The organism is Pseudomonas sp. TWP3-2, assembly GCF_049897765.1.
In the GTDB taxonomy this organism is placed as follows: domain Bacteria; phylum Pseudomonadota; class Gammaproteobacteria; order Pseudomonadales; family Pseudomonadaceae; genus Aquipseudomonas.
The window spans coordinates 40053-60130 of sequence record NZ_JAFCWW010000011.1 but is presented as its reverse complement, the minus strand read 5'-3'; the positions used below and the strand labels follow the sequence as shown (position 1 = coordinate 60130).

The 20078-nt window shown below is 59.7% G+C and carries 21 protein-coding genes; 11 read left to right on the top strand and 10 right to left on the bottom strand.

The window, feature by feature from the left end; all coding sequences use genetic code 11:
* Window positions 1-106 precede the first annotated feature (106 nt).
* Window positions 107-853 carry a FadR/GntR family transcriptional regulator gene (locus ACP7EE_RS17580; protein WP_426202566.1) on the top strand — a complete coding sequence of 249 codons (747 nt, stop codon included), beginning with the start codon at window positions 107-109 and terminating at the stop codon, window positions 851-853.
* 7 nt (window positions 854-860) lie between these two features.
* Here ACP7EE_RS17580 and ACP7EE_RS17575 read toward each other — a convergent pair whose 3' ends face one another.
* The 4 genes from ACP7EE_RS17575 to ACP7EE_RS17560 form a co-directional block, all read right to left on the bottom strand.
* Entirely contained in the window at window positions 861-1214 is a 354-nt protein-coding gene (locus ACP7EE_RS17575) for a hypothetical protein (protein WP_426235567.1), read from the bottom strand.
* Window positions 1215-1445: 231 nt separating this feature from the next.
* Window positions 1446-1649, bottom strand: a complete 204-nt coding sequence (locus tag ACP7EE_RS17570; RefSeq protein ID WP_426235565.1) for a hypothetical protein — start codon at window positions 1647-1649, stop codon at window positions 1446-1448.
* A gap of 77 nt (window positions 1650-1726) precedes the next feature.
* A complete protein-coding gene (locus ACP7EE_RS17565) occupies window positions 1727-2065 on the bottom strand; it encodes a hypothetical protein (protein WP_426235563.1) in 339 nt (112 codons plus the stop codon).
* 218 nt (window positions 2066-2283) lie between these two features.
* A complete protein-coding gene (locus ACP7EE_RS17560) occupies window positions 2284-2658 on the bottom strand; it encodes a hypothetical protein (RefSeq protein WP_426235561.1) in 375 nt (124 codons plus the stop codon).
* Between the two features lie 248 nt (window positions 2659-2906).
* On the opposite strand from ACP7EE_RS17560, the gene kdgD reads away from it, so the two are divergent.
* From kdgD to ACP7EE_RS17535, 5 genes are all read left to right on the top strand, one after another.
* A complete protein-coding gene (gene kdgD / locus ACP7EE_RS17555) occupies window positions 2907-3818 on the top strand; it encodes a 5-dehydro-4-deoxyglucarate dehydratase (protein WP_420647605.1) in 912 nt (303 codons plus the stop codon).
* 59 nt (window positions 3819-3877) lie between these two features.
* Complete coding sequence (locus ACP7EE_RS17550) at window positions 3878-5323, top strand: aldehyde dehydrogenase family protein (protein ID WP_426235559.1); 1446 nt, start codon at window positions 3878-3880, stop codon at window positions 5321-5323.
* A gap of 219 nt (window positions 5324-5542) precedes the next feature.
* The gene (locus ACP7EE_RS17545) at window positions 5543-6907 is read left to right on the top strand and encodes an MFS transporter (RefSeq protein ID WP_420647607.1); all 1365 of its coding nucleotides are present in this window, start codon (window positions 5543-5545) and stop codon (window positions 6905-6907) included.
* A gap of 11 nt (window positions 6908-6918) precedes the next feature.
* The gene (garD, locus tag ACP7EE_RS17540) at window positions 6919-8472 is read left to right on the top strand and encodes a galactarate dehydratase (RefSeq protein WP_426235557.1); all 1554 of its coding nucleotides are present in this window, start codon (window positions 6919-6921) and stop codon (window positions 8470-8472) included.
* A gap of 253 nt (window positions 8473-8725) precedes the next feature.
* On the top strand, window positions 8726-9667 hold the full coding sequence (locus tag ACP7EE_RS17535; protein WP_426235555.1) for an AEC family transporter: 942 nt from the start codon (window positions 8726-8728) through the stop codon (window positions 9665-9667).
* Window positions 9668-9675: 8 nt separating this feature from the next.
* Here the strand turns inward: ACP7EE_RS17535 and ACP7EE_RS17530 are convergent, their stop codons facing one another.
* The 6 genes from ACP7EE_RS17530 to gatC all read right to left on the bottom strand — a co-directional run bounded on the left by ACP7EE_RS17530 (window position 9676) and on the right by gatC (window position 14929).
* Window positions 9676-10053: a carboxymuconolactone decarboxylase family protein gene (locus ACP7EE_RS17530; RefSeq protein ID WP_426235553.1), complete on the bottom strand. Its 378-nt coding sequence runs from the start codon at window positions 10051-10053 to the stop codon at window positions 9676-9678.
* On the bottom strand, window positions 10050-11111 hold the full coding sequence (locus ACP7EE_RS17525) for a calcium/sodium antiporter (protein ID WP_426235656.1): 1062 nt from the start codon (window positions 11109-11111) through the stop codon (window positions 10050-10052). Before ACP7EE_RS17525 ends, ACP7EE_RS17530 begins: the two co-directional genes overlap by 4 nt.
* A gap of 46 nt (window positions 11112-11157) precedes the next feature.
* A complete protein-coding gene (locus ACP7EE_RS17520) occupies window positions 11158-11529 on the bottom strand; it encodes a septal ring lytic transglycosylase RlpA family protein (protein ID WP_426235551.1) in 372 nt (123 codons plus the stop codon).
* A gap of 188 nt (window positions 11530-11717) precedes the next feature.
* Complete coding sequence (gatB, locus tag ACP7EE_RS17515) at window positions 11718-13163, bottom strand: Asp-tRNA(Asn)/Glu-tRNA(Gln) amidotransferase subunit GatB (RefSeq protein ID WP_426235549.1); 1446 nt, start codon at window positions 13161-13163, stop codon at window positions 11718-11720.
* Between the two features lie 10 nt (window positions 13164-13173).
* The gene (gene gatA / locus ACP7EE_RS17510) at window positions 13174-14625 is read right to left on the bottom strand and encodes an Asp-tRNA(Asn)/Glu-tRNA(Gln) amidotransferase subunit GatA (RefSeq protein WP_420647614.1); all 1452 of its coding nucleotides are present in this window, start codon (window positions 14623-14625) and stop codon (window positions 13174-13176) included.
* A 16-nt stretch (window positions 14626-14641) separates the two neighbouring features.
* A complete protein-coding gene (gatC, locus tag ACP7EE_RS17505; protein ID WP_007976465.1) occupies window positions 14642-14929 on the bottom strand; it encodes an Asp-tRNA(Asn)/Glu-tRNA(Gln) amidotransferase subunit GatC in 288 nt (95 codons plus the stop codon).
* Between the two features lie 211 nt (window positions 14930-15140).
* On the opposite strand from gatC, the gene mreB reads away from it, so the two are divergent.
* From mreB to rng, 5 genes are all read left to right on the top strand, one after another.
* Complete coding sequence (mreB, locus tag ACP7EE_RS17500; protein WP_002555108.1) at window positions 15141-16178, top strand: rod shape-determining protein MreB; 1038 nt, start codon at window positions 15141-15143, stop codon at window positions 16176-16178.
* A gap of 141 nt (window positions 16179-16319) precedes the next feature.
* Window positions 16320-17426: a rod shape-determining protein MreC gene (mreC, locus tag ACP7EE_RS17495; protein ID WP_426235654.1), complete on the top strand. Its 1107-nt coding sequence runs from the start codon at window positions 16320-16322 to the stop codon at window positions 17424-17426.
* Window positions 17426-17917, top strand: a complete 492-nt coding sequence (gene mreD, locus ACP7EE_RS17490) for a rod shape-determining protein MreD (RefSeq protein WP_420647615.1) — start codon at window positions 17426-17428, stop codon at window positions 17915-17917. The genes mreC and mreD overlap by 1 nt, the downstream gene beginning before the upstream one ends.
* 43 nt (window positions 17918-17960) lie before the next feature.
* Entirely contained in the window at window positions 17961-18557 is a 597-nt protein-coding gene (locus ACP7EE_RS17485; RefSeq protein WP_426235547.1) for a Maf family protein, read from the top strand.
* Between the two features lie 58 nt (window positions 18558-18615).
* Window positions 18616-20073 (top strand): ribonuclease G, encoded by a 1458-nt coding sequence (gene rng, locus ACP7EE_RS17480; protein ID WP_420647617.1) that lies wholly within the window; start codon window positions 18616-18618, stop codon window positions 20071-20073.
* Window positions 20074-20078: the final 5 nt, after the last annotated feature.

The window sequence follows — 20078 nt, the reverse complement described above, 5'->3', positions numbered from 1 at the left end:
CGTCGCACCGCAGCTCCCACAGGAGGACAAGTACGGCGGAAAGTGATCGTACAACCTGCTTGAGCTATGATGGCAACCAAGCCGAACTTTGAGACAAACGCACACCATGGAAAACCTGATCGACACCCCGCGCCTCCCGCGCAAGCGCCGCAGTCTGGCTCAGGAACTGGTAACGGTGCTGACCGAGCAGATCCGCGACGGCTTGCTCAAGCGTGGCGACAAGTTGCCCACCGAGTCGGCGATCATGGAAGCCCAAGGCGTCAGCCGCACCGTAGTGCGTGAGGCGATTTCGCGTTTGCAGGCGGCGGGCCAGGTGGAAACTCGCCACGGCATCGGCACTTTTGTGCTCGACACGCCGAGCCCAAGCGGGTTTCGCATCGACCCGGCGACCGTGGTGACCCTGCGTGATGTGCTGGCGATTCTCGAATTACGCATCAGCCTTGAGGTCGAGTCCGCAGGCCTTGCCGCACAACGCCGCAGCCCCGAGCAACTGGCAACCATGCGCGCCGCCCTCGATGCGTTGAATGACAGCGTGGCTCATGCCAGCGATGCGGTGGCGTCCGACTTCGCTTTCCATCTGGAAATCGCCCTGTCGACCGGCAACCGCTACTTCACCGACATCATGACCCACCTCGGCACCAGCATCATTCCGCGCACCCGTCTGAACTCCGCGCGCCTGGCGCATGACGATCAGCAGCACTACATGAGTCGCCTGAGCCGCGAGCACGAAGAAATCTACGAGGCTATCGCGCGGCAGGATTCCGATGCAGCCCGCGCGGCCATGCGCCTGCACCTGACCAACAGCCGCGAACGGCTGCGTCAGGCGCATGAAGAGGCGCAGGCGCAGGGTTGATCATTGCTTATCGTTGCAGTTGCACCCTCAGAACTGGCGAGGTGACCGGGTTGCCAACTGGGTTGGTAATTTTGTAGTGCAGATCAGCAGTGGCACCCGATACCAGGTTTTGCTCAAATGTGCCTTTCGGGACGCCAAATTCAATAGGATTGCCAACGGTAGCCGGCGTCAGTGTGACCTCGTAGCTCCACGCATTGCCAGTCGACGTGTTAACCGAAAGTTTGATTTTGTCACCCACCTGCACATTTTGGTACGACGGTACTCTCGCGGAAGTTGGATCACTTAGCGTTTCCATATAAAGCACCCCGCCTACAGCCTCGCTCAATACAACTGGTGCAACGCCACTCTGTTGTGCAGTCATGATGTAAGTCCCTTTTTCATTAAGATCGATAGTGTCTGCTTCGACTCTGAGCCGCTGTAGTTGGCTATCGGTTCAAGTGCTATTAGGGAGGGACTCGTCGGGCGCTGGCACCTGTAAGAAATAACAGTCCCGACGAACGCTTGAGCTCTGCCAAAGGTCTCGGGCCCCATCCGGACCCACTCCCGGTGCCTGAGCTATAGAGACGCAGAGTGGTTGAGAAGCCGTGCGGGATCAGGGTTCGTAAGGCTTGGTTTCCAGAGTGACTCTGGTGATCGGAAGGCTTATGTCAAACGGCACGTCTAACGTTCTTTTAGTAACGACGTACAGCTTATTCATGCCCTCGAACTGCAGAATGTCACCTGCAGAGACGATGCCGTCGAAATCGAACTGCTCGCGTTTGCCTATCGCGTCATTTAGCGTGTAGGTAATTGTCATGACAGGAAGCTCCATATTGGAAAAGGTGCTTAAAGTTGGGCCGTCTACGCAATTGGCGCCACTGGAAGGAATACTAATTATGCTTTCAGTTCGAATTCCAGAGGCAGGGAAGTCTCTGGGGGGGCGGAGCTGCGTGTAATGCTGTATTCCAACTTGGCGTTAGGCCCTGCAGCAAAGCCCTTTTTAAACTCAAGTTTTGGGATCTGGAAAAGTGTGGCCTCATTCAGCAATGCATATTGCTTGTCAATCCAGATGCCTGCGTCAGTTCTGAGAGTCAGTGTGATGAGGTCTGTTACGTCTGCGCCGAGGTAGGGGTCAACCGATGCCTCGCCTGGATCTTTCATCCGATCCACGTAAAGCACTAGGCTCCCGTTTACATTTACAAGTTCTTTGAGCATTGGTGGATACAACTTCATGATCAAAATCCTTTTGGAACCGAATCAAACCTTCGGGGTGGTACGCGGATAACCTCGCGCCAACGGAGCCGGTTCGTTAACTCCTGAGCCATTTACGCTGAGGCAGCCGTGCGCAGGGTACTGTTAGAAATAACAGTCCCGACGAGCGGTATGCGCGACTCCCATGCATTCAGCGCAAGAAAACGCCTGACCGGTAAACGATCAGGCGCCAACAGATTTCAGGCTTCGATATGCAGGTTCAGAGGCTCTGAACACGGCTCCAGACTGGACTCATCCGCGAATTTGTAACGCAGCTCGACCGTCGCATTCAGGTAGTTTTCCAGCGCAGATTTGGGAATACGCAGTTCGATACCTGTCACGCCGACCATGTCGTCTAGCTCTTCATTCCAGATACCGGTCGGTTCCGACGAGCCTTGCCAATCTGGCTCATCCGGATCTGCACCCAGAATCGGGTAGACCTCCCAGTTCGACGGCGTGTCCTGATCATCCGGGACGCGGACGATCAAATCCTCGCCCAGACTCGAAAGCTGCACTGTGACTACATCAGCTGCGTGGTCGGGAAATTGCGGCAGTTGTGCGATAGCAAACGTCATGTCGAATAACTCTCCTTGATAGCTCTACCGCGATCCTTCGCGGCAGTCGTCGTACGTTACCCGGCGATTTCGTGCGGTGCTCGACGCGATCATGACCGGGTATTTCCCGATTCTTGTCCGACAAAATTCACGCCCAACGATGAAATGCAGTTGACGGTTATCATTTAAGTTGTACGATGACCTACAACCTCGGCGAATAGCTGAACGATCCAATCACAAAAAAACGTTGCTACCAGGGTGTTCGAATAATGAATCCACAAGAACTGAAGTCCATCCTCTCCGCCGGTCTGCTGTCGTTCCCGGTGACCGATTTCAATGCGCAGGGCGATTTCAACCGCGCTGGCTACATCAAACGTCTGGAATGGCTGGCCCCGTACGGTGCTTCGGCGCTGTTCGCTGCCGGTGGTACTGGCGAGTTCTTCTCCCTGGCTGCCAGCGAATATTCGGAAATCATCAAGACTGCCGTCGACACCTGCGAAACCAGCGTGCCGATTCTCGCCGGCGTTGGCGGTTCGACCCGCCAGGCCATCGAATACGCTCAGGAAGCCGAGCGTCTGGGTGCCAAAGGTCTGTTGCTGCTGCCGCACTACCTGACCGAAGCCAGCCAGGACGGGGTTGCCGCCCACGTTGAAGCCGTGTGCAAGTCGGTGAAGATCGGTGTGGTGGTTTACAACCGCAACGTCTGCCGCCTGACCGCGCCGTTGCTGGAACGTCTGGCCGAGCGCTGCCCGAACCTGATCGGTTACAAGGATGGTCTGGGCGATATCGAATTGATGGTGTCGATCCGTCGTCGCCTCGGTGATCGCTTCAGCTACCTCGGCGGCTTGCCGACCGCAGAAGTGTATGCCGCTGCCTACAAGGCACTGGGCGTGCCGGTCTACTCGTCGGCGGTGTTCAACTTCATTCCGAAAACCGCGATGGATTTCTACCACGCCATTGCCCGCGAAGATCACGCCACCGTCGGCAAGATCATCGACGACTTCTTCTTGCCGTACCTCGACATCCGCAACCGCAAATCCGGCTATGCCGTGAGCATCGTCAAGGCCGGGGCAAAAATTGCCGGCTATGACGCAGGCCCGGTGCGGGCGCCGCTGACCGATCTGACTGGCGAAGAGTACGAAATGCTCGCCGCGCTGATCGACAAGCAAGGTGCGCAATAACAACTCTATAGATAAGGCCGCTGAGCAATCAGCGGCCTTTTGCGTGAGGAGCGATTTCCGTGACTGATTCAAAACGCTACGACAACTACATCAACGGTGAATGGGTCGCCGGCTCCGATTACTCGGCGAACATCAACCCGTCCGAGCTGAGCGACACCATTGGTGACTACGCCAAAGCTGATCTGGCTCAGGTCAACGCCGCCATCGAAGCGGCTCGCGCCGCATTCCCGGCGTGGTCGACTTCGGGCATTCAGGCTCGTCATGATTCGCTGGATAAGGTCGGCACAGAGATCCTCGCCCGCCGCGAAGAACTCGGCACCTTGCTGGCTCGGGAGGAGGGCAAGACCCTGCCTGAAGCCATTGGCGAAGTGACCCGTGCCGGCAATATTTTCAAGTTCTTCGCCGGTGAATGCCTGCGTCTGTCGGGCGATTACGTGCCGTCGGTGCGTCCGGGCGTCAACGTTGAAGTCACCCGCGAAGCCCTCGGCGTGGTCGGTCTGATCACGCCGTGGAATTTCCCGATCGCCATTCCGTCGTGGAAAATCGCCCCGGCCCTGGCTTACGGCAACTGCGTGGTATTGAAGCCGGCCGATCTGGTACCGGGTTGCGCCTGGGCGCTGGCCGAAATCATCTCGCGCGCAGGCTTCCCGGCCGGCGTGTTCAACCTGGTCATGGGCAGCGGTCGCGTGGTTGGCGAAGCACTGGTCAACAGCCCGAAAGTCGACGGCATCAGCTTCACTGGCTCCGTCGGAGTCGGTCGTCAGATCGCCGTCAACTGCGTGTCGCGCCAGGCCAAGGTTCAGCTGGAAATGGGCGGCAAGAACCCGCAGATCATTCTCGATGATGCCGACCTCAAGCAAGCGGTCGAGCTCTCGGTACAGAGTGCGTTCTACTCCACTGGTCAGCGTTGCACCGCGTCGAGCCGCTTGATCGTCACTGCCGGGATTCACGACAAGTTCGTTGAAGCGATGGCCGAGCGCATGAAGTCGATCAAGGTCGGCCACGCGTTAAAGGCTGGCACCGATATCGGTCCGGTGGTCTCGCAAGCGCAACTTGAACAGGACATGAAGTACATCGACATCGGCCAGTCCGAGGGTGCGCGTCTGGTCAGCGGCGGCGGTCTGGTGACCTGCGACACCGAGGGTTACTACCTCGCGCCAACGTTGTTTGCCGACAGCGAAGCGTCGATGCGCATCAGCCGCGAAGAGATTTTCGGCCCGGTGGCCAACATCGTGCGGGTGGCTGATTACGACGCTGCATTGGCGATGGCCAACGACACCGAATTCGGTCTGTCGGCCGGTATCGCTACCACGTCGCTGAAGTACGCCAACCACTTCAAACGTCACTCGCAGGCCGGGATGGTGATGGTCAACCTGCCGACCGCTGGCGTCGATTACCACGTTCCGTTCGGTGGCCGTAAGGGTTCATCCTATGGCTCCCGCGAGCAGGGCCGCTATGCGCAAGAGTTCTACACCGTGGTGAAAACCGCCTACATCGGCTCCTGAATGTTGTACGCGGTGTCGACCCTGACACCGCACCCCCTGTAGGAGCTGCCGAAGGCTGCGATCTTTTGATCCTGTTTCAAAATCAAAAGATCGCAGCCTTCGGCAGCTCCTACAGGTAACCCGAAGTACGGACATTCCCGTAATACAGGGAATACCCGGAAAACCGGGACCAAAGAAGATTCACCCGCGCATAAAAATAATCAGTGGGAGTACATCTACATGCAACCGACTCAAAAGCCGACTCACGTCCGCTATTTGATCCTGCTCATGCTGTTTCTGGTGACCACGATCAACTACGCCGACCGCGCCACCATCGCGATCGCCGGTTCCAGCCTGCAAAAAGACCTCGGCATCGACGCGGTTACCCTCGGCTATATCTTCTCCGCATTCGGTTGGGCCTACGTGGCCGGGCAAATTCCCGGTGGCTGGCTGCTCGATCGGTTCGGCTCGAAAAAAGTCTATGCCCTGAGCATTTTCACCTGGTCGCTGTTCACCGTGCTGCAAGGCTTCGTCGGTGAGTTCGGCATGTCCACGGCAATTGTTGCGCTGTTCATGCTGCGCTTTCTGGTGGGCCTGGCCGAAGCGCCATCCTTCCCTGGCAACGCCCGCATTGTTGCAGCCTGGTTCCCGACTGCTGAACGCGGCACCGCCTCGGCGATCTTCAACTCGGCGCAGTACTTTGCCACCGTGTTGTTCGCGCCGCTGATGGGCTGGATCGTGTACTCCTTTGGTTGGGAGCACGTGTTCATCGTCATGGGTATCCTCGGCATCATCTTCTCGCTGATCTGGCTCAAGGTTATCCACAGCCCGCGTGAACACCCGCGCATCAATGATGCCGAGTTCAAGCACATCGCCGACAACGGCGGCATGGTCGACATGGACCAGCGCGGCAAAAAATCCGACGGTCCGAAGTGGGATTACATCCGCCAGTTGCTGACCAATCGCATGATGCTCGGCGTGTATCTGGGCCAGTACTGCATCAACGGCATCACCTATTTCTTCCTGACCTGGTTCCCGGTGTATCTGGTGCAGGAGCGCGGCATGACCATCCTCAAGGCCGGTTTCATCGCTTCGTTGCCGGCGATCTGCGGCTTCATCGGTGGCGTGCTCGGCGGGGTGATTTCCGATTACCTGCTGCGCAAAGGCCATTCGCTGACCTTCGCCCGCAAAGCGCCGATCATCGCCGGCCTGCTGGTTTCCAGCAGCATCGTCGCCTGCAACTATGTTGACGTGGAATGGATGGTGGTCGGCTTCATGGCCCTGGCATTCTTCGGCAAAGGCGTTGGCGCGCTCGGTTGGGCAGTGGTTTCCGACACTTCGCCAAAACAGATTGCCGGTCTGAGTGGTGGCTTGTTCAACACCTTCGGCAACATCGCTTCGATCACCACGCCAATCGTCATCGGCTACATCATCAGCTCCACCGGTTCGTTCAAATGGGCCTTGGTGTTTGTCGGTGCCAACGCACTGGTTGCGGTGTTCAGCTATCTGGTGATCGTCGGCCCGATCAAACGTGTGGTACTCAAAGAGCCGCCAACCACGGGTGGTATTGAAGCCAGCGGTAAATTGTCTCAAGCGCATTCCTGAGGAGCGGCGTCATGCAGTTGATTGAACATTCCGACTCGCCGCGCTACATCCGCCTGCACGAGCGGGACAACGTAGTGGTAGTGGTCAACGACCAAGGTGTGCCTGCGGGCACTGAATTCGCCGATGGCCTGGTGACGGTGGATTTTGTGCCACAGAGCCACAAGGTCACGCTCGTGGATATTCCCGAGGGCGGCACGGTGATTCGCTACGGTCAGGTGATCGGCTATGCATTGCAGCCGATTCCCCGTGGCAGTTGGGTCAAGGAAGATCAACTGCGCATGCCGACCGCACCGCCGCTGGACAGCTTGCCGCTGTCCACCGAAGTGCCGGCCGCGCCTGAACCACTGGAAGGCTTCACGTTTGAGGGTTACCGCAACGCCGACGGCACCGTCGGCACGCGCAACATTCTCGGGATCACCACCACCGTGCAGTGCGTCACCGGCGTGCTCGATCACGCGGTCAAACGCATCAAGGATGAGCTGCTGCCGAAGTACCCGCACGTCGATGACGTGGTGGCGCTGACCCACAGTTACGGTTGCGGCGTGGCGATTACCGCCACCGATGCTTACATCCCGATCCGCACCGTGCGCAATCTGGCGCGCAACCCGAATCTGGGCGGCGAGGCGCTGGTGATCAGTCTGGGCTGCGAGAAATTGCAGGCCGGGCAGGTGATGCATGAGGACGATGCGTCGGTGGATCTCAGCGAGCCGTGGCTGTATCGCTTGCAGGATTCCAGCCACGGTTTCACCGAGATGATTGAGCAGATCATGGCGTTAGCCGAAACTCGCCTGAAGAAACTCGACCAGCGCCGCCGCGAAACCGTGCCGGCCTCCGAGCTGATCCTCGGCATGCAGTGTGGCGGTAGCGATGCCTTTTCCGGGATCACCGCCAACCCCGCGCTGGGTTATGCCTCGGACTTGCTCTTGCGTGCGGGGGCGACGGTGATGTTTTCCGAAGTCACCGAAGTACGCGATGCGATTTACCTGCTGACCTCACGCGCCCAGACCGAAACCGTGGCCAAGGAACTGGTGCGCGAAATGGACTGGTACGACCGCTACCTGGCCAAGGGCGAAGCGGATCGCAGCGCCAACACCACGCCGGGCAACAAGAAGGGCGGGTTGTCGAACATTGTCGAGAAGTCGTTGGGCTCGATCGTCAAATCCGGCAGCAGTGCGATCAACGGCGTGCTTGGTCCCGGCGAGCGTTTCAAGCAGAAGGGGCTGATCTTCTGCGCGACGCCAGCGAGTGATTTTGTCTGCGGCACGTTGCAGTTGGCGGCGGGGATGAATCTGCATGTGTTCACCACCGGCCGTGGTACGCCTTACGGGTTGGCGATGGCGCCGGTGGTGAAGGTTTCGACGCGAACGGAATTGGCACAACGCTGGCCGGATCTGATTGACATTGATGCCGGGCGGATTGCGACCGGGCGCGCGACTATCGAGGAGTTGGGCTGGGAGTTGTTTCACTACTACCTGGATGTGGCGAGTGGTCGGCAGCAGACCTGGGCGGAGAAGCACAAGTTGTTTAACGACATTACGTTGTTTAATCCGGCGCCGATTACTTGATGGACTAGGGGAAGATCAAGAGCTTACCCTCACCCCAGCCCTCTCCCGGAGGGAGAGGGGGCCGACCGAGTAGTCTTGCGCAATACATCGACCTGAAAGACCGAGTCGATTGTGGATTCAAAGATGTCATTTCAGGTCGGTGGATTTTTTGAATATCCCCCGATCGGTCCCCTCTCCCTCCGGGAGAGGGCTAGGGTGAGGGGCTTTTGCTTTATCATTGGCCCCTAACGACGCTCACCCAAGGCTCCTCGGCATGCTGGCAATCTTCCTCGAAACCCTGAACATCACCGCGCCGGTGTTTGCCATGCTGTTTCTCGGTGTGCTGCTCAAGCGCATCGACTGGATCAACGACAACTTCATCCACACCGCCTCGTCGCTGGTGTTCAACGTGACCATGCCGGCGCTGCTGTTTCTCGGCATCCTGCACGCCGATCTGCACGCGGCACTGCAACCGGCGCTGCTGATCTATTTCTCGATTGCGACGCTGGTGAGTTTCGCCTTGGCCTGGGGTTGGGCGATTTTCAAATGTCCGCGTGAAGATCGCGGCATTTATACCCAAGGCGCGTTTCGCGGTAACAACGGCGTGATCGGTCTGGCGCTGGCGGCGAGCATGTACGGCGACTACGGGATTTCGCTCGGGGCGATTCTCGCGGCGTTGGTGATCCTGTTTTACAACACGCTCTCGACCATAGTGCTGGCGGTGTACAGCCCGGTGATCAAGTCCGATCCGTGGAGCATCTGCAAAAGCGTGTTCAGCAATCCGCTGATCATCAGCGTGATCGCGGCGGCGCCGTTTGCCTATTTCAAGATCGGTCTGCCGGGCTGGCTGGAAACCTCCGGCCAGTATCTGGCGCAGACCACGTTGCCACTGGCGCTGATCTGCATCGGCGGCACGCTGTCGCTGGCGGCGTTGCGCAAAAGCGGCAACATGGCGCTCAGCTCGAGTCTGGTGAAGATGATCGGTTTGCCAGTGCTGGCAACCGCAGGCGCATGGCTGTGGGGGTTTCGCGGGGCCGAGCTGGGGATTCTGTTTCTGTACTTCGGCAGCCCGACCGCTGCGGCCAGTTTTGTCATGGCGCGGGCGGCGCAGGGCAATCATGAACTGGCGGCGGCGATTATCGTGCTGACCACGTTGATGGCGGCGATCACCACCAACGTCGGGATCTTCATCTTGCAGTGGGGCGGGTGGATCTGACCGGAAGGTCACTCAGGCTGGTAGCTGTCGATCACTTCCTGCGCCGCGCGAAACGCATCAATCGCCGCCGGTACGCCGGCATACACTGCGCAATGCAGCAGCGCCTCGCGGATCTCTTCGACCGTGCAGCCATTGTTCAACGCCCCGCGCACGTGGCCCTTCAGCTCTTGCGGGCACTTGAGCGCGGTCAGCGCGGCGAGGGTGATCAGGCTGCGCGTCTTCAGCGGCAGACCTTCGCGATTCCATACGCCGCCCCAGGCATGTTCGTTGACGAAATCCTGTAACGGCTGGGTGAACTCGGTGGCGTTGCCCAAGGCGCGATCAACGAACACATCGCCCATCACCTGACGACGGACTTCAACGCCGGACTTCTTCGAATCGTTCATGGCACATCCTTCCTGTGGTGTTGACGGCGCCAGGCGCGCACTGACGTGAATAGCAGAAACGCCAGCAGCGGCGGCAGGACATAAAACAGCATCAATCGCTCGAGCTTGCCGGCCAGCGGCATGCCGGTGGTGAACGACACCACGTGCAGCCCGTAGACCAGATACAAACTGAGCAGCAACAGGCCTTCGGCGCGGGTCACGCGGTAGCTGGCGTAGAACACTGGCAGGCAAAGTATCGCGACACCGAGCATCACCGGCAGGTCGAAATCCAGCGCATTTGGCGACACGGAAAGTGGCATCGGCGCGATCAGCGCAGTGACGCCCAATACCCCAAGCAGGTTGAACAGGTTGGCGCCGATCACGTTGCCCACGGCGATATCCCGCTGCCCGCGCAATGCGGCGATCAGCGAGGTGGCGAGTTCCGGCAGCGAGGTGCCGACGGCGACTACGGTCAGGCCGATCACCCGCTCGGAGAATCCCAGATCTGTCGCCACCACCACCGCCGCGCCGAGCAGCAGATGCCCGCCGAATACCAGCATCGCCAATCCGCCGACAATCATCAGCAGGCTGGTGAACCACGAGGCTTGCGGCCCCTGCGGTTGTTCGGAGTGCGGACGCGTCGAGTGTCGCGACTGGCGCAATAACAGGCCGAGATACAGCGCCAATGCGCCGAGCAACAGGACGCCGTCGAAGCGTCCAATCTCTTCATTCCACGCCAATAAAAACACCAGCAGACTGGCGCCGATCATCAGGGGAATATCGAGGCGCACCAGTTGTCGCGACACGCGCAATGGGATGATCAGTGCCGACAGACCAAGGGTCACAAGGATATTGAAGATGCTGCTGCCGACCACGCTGCCGACGGCGATGTCGGGGTTGTGCGCCAGCGCGGCTTGCAGGCTGACCGCCATTTGCGGGGCGCTGCTGCCGAGGGCGACGATGGTCAGGCCGATGATCAGCGGTCGCACATGCAGGCGCGCGGCCAGGCGCACGGCGGCGCGCACCATCAGCTCAGCTCCGGCGATCAGCAACAGCAGGCCGCTGAGCAATTCGATCAGGCTGATCAGAGGTAGGTCGGTTAGTCCGAAAATAGTCGGCGCTCCATCAGTCGAGGGCCTGCACACGAACCCGTGCGGTGCCGCTGCGCAGCATGCCGAGTCGGTCGGCCGCCGCGCGCGAAACATCGATCAAGCGGCCACGGGTGTGCGGGCCTCGGTCGTTGATACGCACTACGACCGATTCAGCGTTTTTCAGGTTGGTGATCTTCACCCGCGTGCCGAAGGGTAGCTGGCGGTGGGCGGCGGTCAGGGAATTCTGGTTGAACGCTTCGCCACTGGCGGTGCGTTTACCGTGATGTTTGGCTCCGTAATAGGAGGCGACGCCGGTCTGGTCGTAACCGTGCGGGTCGATGATGCCGGTGCTGCTGCAACCGGCTAGCAGGGAGAGCAGGGCGCAGGCGCCTAGCAGGCGTTTCATTCAAAGGCTCCTGAAATAATTGTGGCGAGGGAGCTTGCTCCCGCTGGTCTGCGCAGCAGACCCAAATCGGACAGCGCATTCATTGGAAAAATGCACCGTCCGGCTTTGCGACCGCTTCGCGGCCGAGCGGGAGCAAGCTCCCTCGCCACAGGGGATCAAGCCAGTCTTGTTGGCTGGCTCCATCCTTATCAGCCTTCGAGCTTGCTTTTCAGCAGTTCGTTGACCTGTTGCGGGTTGGCCTTGCCTTTGGAGGCTTTCATGGCCTGGCCGACGAAGAAGCCGAACATCTTGCCGCGTTTGGCTTCGTCTGCCGCGCGGTATTGTTCGACCTGCTCGGCGTTGGCCGCAAGCATTTCGTCCAGCACTGCCGAGATCGCGCCGCTGTCGGTGACTTGCTTCAAGCCGCGCTTGTCGATGATCTCGTCCGCGCTGCCTTCGCCATTGGCCATCGCTTCGAACACCACTTTGGCGATTTTGCCGGAGATGGTGTTGTCCTTGATGCGCTGCAACATGCCGCCCAGTTGCTCGGCGGAAACCGGCGACTGTTCGATGTCCAGGCCTTGCTTGTTGAGCAGGCTGCCCAACTCGACCATCACCCAGTTCGCCGCCAGTTTGGCGTCGCCGCCGATGCTCGCGACTTTCTCGAAGTAGTCGGCTTGCTCACGGCTGGTGGCCAGCACGTTGGCGTCGTAGGCCGATAGACCGAACTCGCTCTGGAAGCGCTCGCGTTTCTGCGGTGGCAGTTCCGGCAGGGTGGCGCGCACCTCGTCGAGGAACGAGTCTTCGATGATCACCGGCAACAGGTCCGGATCGGGGAAGTAACGGTAGTCGTTGGCTTCCTCTTTCGAACGCATCGGACGGGTTTCGTCCTTGTTCGGATCGTACAGACGCGTCTGCTGGATCACTTTGCCGCCGTCTTCGATCAGGTCGATCTGGCGCTGGATCTCGGAGTTGATCGCCTTCTCGATGAAACGGAACGAGTTGACGTTCTTGATCTCGCAGCGCGTACCGAACTCAACCTGGCCTTTCGGACGGATCGACACGTTGCAGTCGCAACGCAGCGAGCCTTCGGCCATGTTGCCGTCGCAGATGCCCAGATAACGTACCAACGCGTGCATCGCCTTGACGTAAGCCACGGCTTCCTTGGCGCTGCGCATGTCCGGCTCGGAAACGATTTCCAGCAGCGGCGTGCCGGCACGGTTCAGGTCGATGCCGGTGGCACCGTTGAATTCTTCGTGCAGGCTCTTGCCGGCGTCTTCTTCCAGGTGCGCGCGGGTGATGCCGACACGTTTGACCGTGCCGTCTTCCAGCGCGATGTCCATATAGCCCTTGCCGACGATCGGCAATTCCATCTGGCTGATCTGGTAGCCCTTGGGCAGGTCCGGATAGAAGTAGTTTTTACGCGCGAACACGTTGTGCTGACCGATCTCGGCGTCAACCGCCAGACCGAACATCACCGCCATGCGCACTGCTTCCTGGTTGAGCACCGGCAGCACGCCGGGCATGCCCAGATCGATCAGGCTGGCCTGAGTGTTCGGCTCGGAACCGAAGGTGGTGGAACTACCGGAAAAGATTTTCGACCGGGTGGTGAGCTGGGTATGAATCTCCAGCCCGATCACGACTTCCCATTGCATGTGTGTCTCCTCAGAAGCCGGTTGGGGTGCGGGTGTGCCAGTCAGTGTTGAGCTGATACTGGTGGGCAACGTTCAACAGGCGACCTTCCTGGAAATACGGAGCGAGCAATTGCACGCCGACCGGCAGACCGTCGACGAAACCGGCCGGCATCGACAGGCCCGGCAGGCCCGCGAGGTTGGCGGTGATGGTGTAGACGTCTTCCAGATAGGCAGCGACCGGGTCGCTGTTCTTCGCGCCGAGTTTCCAGGCCGGGTTGGGCGTGGTCGGGCCGAGGATGATGTCGACTTCATTAAAGGCAGTCATGAAATCGTTCTTCACCAGACGACGGATCTTCTGCGCTTTCAGGTAGTAGGCGTCGTAGTAACCGGCGGACAGCGCGTAGGCACCAACCATGATCCGGCGTTGTACTTCAGGCCCGAAGCCTTCGCCGCGCGAACGCTTGTACAGGTCTTCGAGATTTTTCGGCTGGTCGCAGCGATGGCCGAAACGCACACCGTCGAAACGCGACAGGTTCGAAGAAGCCTCGGCCGGCGCGATCACGTAGTACGCCGGAATGGCGTGCTGCATGTTCGGCAGGCTGATTTCCTTGATCACGGCACCGAGCTTCTGCAGCTCTTTGATGCTGTTCTGGATCAGCTCGGCGATGCGCGGGTCGAGACCGGCGCCGAAGTATTCCTTCGGCACGCCGATGCGCAGGCCTTGCAGCGAGCCATTCAGGCCTGCGGTGTAGTCCGGCACGGGTTCATCGATGCTGGTGGAGTCGTTCTGATCGAAGCCAGCCATACCCTGCAACAAAATTGCGCAGTCTTCGGCAGTGCGCGCCAGAGGGCCACCCTGATCGAGGCTGGAAGCGTAGGCAATCATGCCCCAGCGCGAAACACGACCGTAGGTCGGCTTCAGGCCGGTCAGGTTGGTGAACGCGGCGGGTTGGCGAATCGAACCGCCAGTGTCGGTCGCAGTGGCGGCCGGCAACAGGCGCGCGGCAACCGCTGCCGCCGAACCACCGGACGAACCGCCCGGCACGTGCTCAAGGTTCCACGGGTTTTTCACCGCGCCGTAGTAGCTCGACTCGTTGGCCGAACCCATGGCGAATTCGTCCATGTTGGTCTTGCCCAGGGTCACAGCGCCGGCAGCCGCCAGTTTGGCGACCACGGTGGCGTCATACGGAGCCTTGAAGTTGTCGAGCATCTTCGAGCCGCAGCTGGTGCGAATGCCCTTGGTGCAGAACAAGTCCTTGTGGGCGATCGGCGCACCCAGCAGCGCGCCGCTCTCACCGTTGGCCCGGCGCACGTCAGCGGCTTGCGCCTGCTCGAGGGCCAGCTCTTCGGTGAGGCTGATGAAACTGTTGAGCTGTGGATCGAGCTGGGTAATACGCGCCAGCAGGACTTTGGTCAGCTCTTCGGAGGAAAACTTTTTATCGGCGAGACCGCGGGCGATCTCGGCCAGAGTCATTTGATGCATTGCAGGCTCTTTCCCTTTAGTCGATGACTTTCGGAACCAGGTACAGGCCGTTTTCGACCGCTGGTGCGATGGACTGATAGGCCTCGCGATTATTCGTCTCGGTCACGACGTCAGCGCGCAAACGCTGACTGGCTTCCAGCGGGTGGGCCAATGGCTCGATACCGTCGGTATTAACAGCCTGCATTTCGTCGACCAGACCGAGAATGCTGTTGAGGGCCGAGGTGATGTGCGGAAGATCGGCATCATTAAGGCCAAGGCAGGCCAAATGCGCGATTTTTTCCACGTCGGAGCGTTCTAGTGCCATCGGGATTCTCCAGTGGAAAACAGAACGGACGGCGTCCGTGTGTTAGATTGTCGGAACACTACCGCACTTCTACGGTCATAAGGCCGCGATTGTGGGGCTTGGTGCACAGAAAAGCGGCCAATTTAACATATTGGCGCCTTGCCCAAAATCCCTGTCGTTGTTAGAGTTTGCCGCACTTTTTTACCCACGCGTTGCCTAGGGTCCCTTTCCCATGTTCAAGAAACTGCGTGGCATGTTTTCCAGCGATCTTTCCATTGACCTGGGCACTGCCAACACCCTTATTTACGTGCGCGAGCGCGGTATCGTCCTGAATGAGCCATCGGTTGTGGCCATTCGGACACACGGTAATCAGAAAAGTGTCGTCGCTGTCGGCACTGAAGCCAAGCGCATGCTCGGACGTACGCCGGGCAACATTGCTGCCATTCGTCCGATGAAGGACGGCGTGATCGCCGACTTCAGCGTCTGCGAAAAGATGCTGCAATACTTTATCAACAAGGTTCACGAAAACAGTTTTCTGCAGCCTAGCCCTCGTGTGCTGATCTGCGTTCCGTGCAAATCCACTCAGGTTGAGCGTCGTGCCATCCGTGAATCGGCCCTTGGTGCAGGTGCGCGTGAAGTGTTCCTGATCGAAGAGCCGATGGCTGCTGCGATCGGTGCCGGCCTGCCGGTTGAAGAAGCACGCGGCTCGATGGTCGTGGATATCGGTGGTGGTACTACCGAAATCGCGCTGATCTCCCTGAACGGTGTGGTGTATGCCGAATCCGTACGCGTTGGCGGCGACCGCTTCGACGAAGCGATCATCACTTATGTGCGTCGCAACTACGGCAGCCTGATCGGCGAATCCACTGCCGAGCGCATCAAGCAGGAAATCGGTACTGCCTACCCGGGCGGCGAAGTTCGCGAAGTCGACGTTCGCGGTCGCAACCTGGCCGAAGGCGTTCCACGCGCATTCACCCTGAACTCCAACGAAGTGCTGGAAGCTCTGCAAGAGTCCCTGGCCACTATCGTTCAGGCCGTGAAAAGCGCGCTGGAGCAATCGCCGCCGGAACTGGCTTCCGACATCGCCGAGCGTGGCCTGGTGCTGACCGGTGGTGGCGCGCTGCTGCGTGACCTCGACAAGCTGCTGGCGCAGGAAACCGGTCTGCCGGTGATCGTTGCCGAAGATCCGCTGACCTGTGTTGCTCGCGGTGGTGGCCGTGCACTGGAAATGATGGATAAGCACACCATGGACCTGCTCTCCAGCGAATAAGTCGCGGATTGCAATACGTGGGTGAGCGCGCAGGCAGCACTTTGCAGTGCTGCCTGTTGGCGTTTATCTTCTGTCAGTCTTCATCCAGGCCGGTTTGATGCCGTATGAATAAACAGAACATTTGCCTGGGAGGAGCGGCTTATTAAACCGCTTTTCGCCAAAGGCCCCTCACTGGGCGTGCGCTTGTTGGTGCTGGCCGTGCTATCGGTCGCATTGATGGTGGTCGATGCCCGCTTCAATCTGCTCAAACCTGCACGCAGCCAAGCGTCGCTGGTGTTGATGGATGCCTACTGGATCACTGATCTGCCCGGTCGTCTCTGGGAAGGAGTGGCCAGTCAGTTCGGCAGTCGCACCGAACTTGTCGCTGACAACGAAAAACTCAAGACCGAAAACCTGCTGTTGCAGGGGCGCTTGCAAAAGCTTGCGGCCCTTACCGAGCAGAACGTTCGGCTGCGTGAGTTGCTCAATTCCTCCGCGCTGGTCAACGAGAAGGTCGAAGTGGCCGAGTTGATCGGCATGGACCCGAATCCGTTCACCCATCGCATCATCATCAACAAAGGTGAGCGCGATGGCGTGGTGCTCGGTCAGCCGGTACTCGATGCCCGTGGCTTGATGGGGCAGGTGGTCGAGTTGATGCCCTACACCTCGCGTGTATTGCTGCTGACCGACACCACTCACAGCATTCCGGTGCAGGTGAACCGTAACGGTCTGCGTGCGATTGCCAGCGGCACCGGTAATCCGGAACGCCTGGAATTGCGCCACGTTGCCGATACCGCTGACATCAAAGAAGGCGATCTGCTGGTCAGCTCCGGTCTCGGCCAGCGCTTCCCGGCGGGTTACCCGGTGGCGACGGTCAAGGAAGTGATTCACGATTCCGGCCAGCCGTTCGCGATTGTGCGTGCCGTGCCGACTGCCGCATTGAACCGCAGCCGCTACTTGCTGCTGGTGTTCAGCGACTCGCGCACTGCCGAAGAGCGCGCCAATGATGCGGCACAGGCGCAAGAAGCGCTGGACGCTCATGGCGGTGGTCCAATGTTGCCGGCGACTGTGCCGAAACCGTTGGTCATGCCGGCGACCGCTACTGCTCCGGCCGTTCCTGCCGCAGAACCGGCGCCCGCCGCCGCACCGGCCAGCGCCACGCCAGCCAAACCTGCCGCGAAACCGGCTGCGGCCAAACCACCTGCGGCCAGCAAACCACCGGCCAAACCGCCAGTCACAGCGCCTGCTACTACCGGGGGACGAGAATAATGGTCGGTGTCAAAGCCTCCCGAAACGGCTGGATAGTCTGGCTGACGTTTGCCATCGGCATGCTGCTCAGCGTCTCGCCGCTGCCGCAATTCATGGAAATCCTGCGTCCGCTGTGGCTGGCGTTGCTGCTGACCTTCTGGGCGCTGTACATGCCGCACACGGTCGGCATGGTCACAGCGTTTTGTCTGGGACTGGCCGAAGACGTGCTGTACGGCACGCTGCTTGGGCAGAACGCTTTGATCCTGACGCTGATTACCTTCCTCGTGCTGTCCTTGCAGCAGCGCCTGCGCATGTTCCCGATGTGGCAACAGTGCCTGGTGATCCTGGTGATCTTCGGCCTCGCACAGTTGGTGCAGTTGTGGCTCAGCGCCTTGACCGGCAACCGTCAGCCAACGCTGGCACTGGTGTTGCCGGCACTGGTCAGCGCCTTGCTCTGGCCGTGGGTCAGCTTCGCTCTGCGTGGATTGCGCCGGCGCTACAAAATCAATTAACTCGGTCAGGCATGTGCCCGCACCTCGACAGGGAGATGTCTTGATGAAGTCGCTCTACCTCGCCTCCGGCTCGCCGCGTCGACGTGAATTGCTCACGCAGATCGGCGTGCCGTTCACCGCCGTCAACGCGGACATCGATGAAACCGCACAAGCCAACGAAGCCCCTGCCGCCTATGTCGAGCGTCTGGCGCGCGGCAAGGCCGAGGCCGGACGGCGCACGCTGGTCGCTGACGTAGACTGCGTGGTGCTGGGCGCCGACACCGCCGTGGTGCTCGACGGCAAAATTCTTGGGAAACCAGTGGACGAAGCCGATGCATGCGCCATGCTGATGATGTTGTCCGGCAAGGAGCATGAAGTGCTGACCGCAATCGCCCTGCTCGACGGCGCGCGCTGCGAATCACGAGTGGTACGGAGTCTGGTGCGCTTCCGGCCGATCAGCCGGGATGAAGCCGCCGCCTACTGGGCCAGTGGCGAGCCTCGAGACAAGGCCGGCGGTTATGGCATTCAGGGGCTCGGCGCGGTGTTTGTTGCCGGGCTCAACGGCAGCTACTCGGCCGTGGTGGGTTTGCCCCTATGCGAAAGCGCAGAACTGCTCGGCCATTTCGGCATACCCTGTTGGCAACCCCTGAGCGCGCCGTAAGCGGTGTGCGGATCAAGATGCGGCCATTATCGTGAACACGCCTGAACGAGACCCTGCCATGAGTGAAGAGATTCTGATCAACATCACGCCGATGGAATCGCGCGTGGCGGTGGTTGAAAACGGTGTGTTGCAAGAAGTGCACGTCGAACGCACGCAAAAACGCGGGATCGTCGGCAACATCTATAAAGGCAAAGTGGTGCGTGTGCTGCCGGGCATGCAGGCGGCGTTCGTCGATATCGGTCTGGATCGCGCGGCATTTATCCACGCTTCGGAAATCTCCCAGCGCGAAGGCTCGGCAGTCGAGAGCATCAGTGCGCTGGTACACGAAGGCCAGAGCCTGGTGGTGCAGGTCACCAAGGATCCGATCGGTTCCAAAGGCGCGCGGCTGACCACGCAGCTTTCGATCCCGTCGCGTTATCTGGTGTACATGCCGCGCACCGCCCACGTCGGCATTTCCCTGAAAATCGAAGACGAAGCCGAGCGCGAACGCCTCAAGCAGGTGGTCAGCGATTGCGTGGCCAAAGAAGGCATCAAGGAAGTCGGCGGGTTCATTCTGCGCACTGCCGCCGAGGGTGCCGGCGCTGATGAAATCCTCATGGACATTCGCTACCTGCGGCGCCTGTGGGATCAAATCAACGAGCAGATCAAAACCATCGGCGCGCCAAGCGTGATCTACGAAGACCTCGGCCTCGCCCTGCGCACCTTGCGCGATCTGGTCAGCCCGAAAATCGAGAAGATCCGCATCGACTCGCGGGAAACCTTCCAGAAAACCACGCAGTTCGTCGCCGAGCTGATGCCGGAAATTGCCGATCGCCTGGAACACTATCCGGGCGAGCGGCCGATTTTCGACCTGTACGGCGTCGAAGACGAAATCCAGAAAGCCCTTGAGCGCAAAGTCCCGCTCAAGTCCGGCGGTTATCTGGTGATCGACCCGGCGGAAGCCATGACCACCATCGACGTCAACACTGGCGCGTTCGTCGGTCATCGCAACCTCGAAGAAACCATTTTCAAGACCAACCTCGAAGCCGCCACTGCCATTGCGCGGCAGATGCGCCTGCGCAATCTGGGCGGGATCATCATCATCGACTTCATCGACATGGAAGATGAAGAACACCGGCGACAGGTGTTGCGCACGCTGGAAAAACAGCTCGAGCGCGATCACGCCAAGACCAACATTATCGGTATCACCGAGCTCGGTCTGGTGCAGATGACCCGCAAGCGCACCCGCGAAAGCCTTGAGCAAGTGCTGTGTGAACCGTGCAGCAGCTGTCAGGGCCGAGGCAAGTTGAAGACGCCGGAAACCGTCTGCTACGAAATCTTCCGCGAGATTCTGCGCGAAGCCCGCGCCTATCAGGCCGAAGGTTATCGCGTGTTGGCGAACCAGAAAGTCGTCGACCGCTTGCTGGATGAGGAGTCGGGCAACGTCGCCGAACTCGAGGTGTTCATCGGCCGCACGATTCGCTTCCAGGTCGAAACCATGTATTCGCAGGAACAATACGACGTGGTGCTGCTCTGAAACGC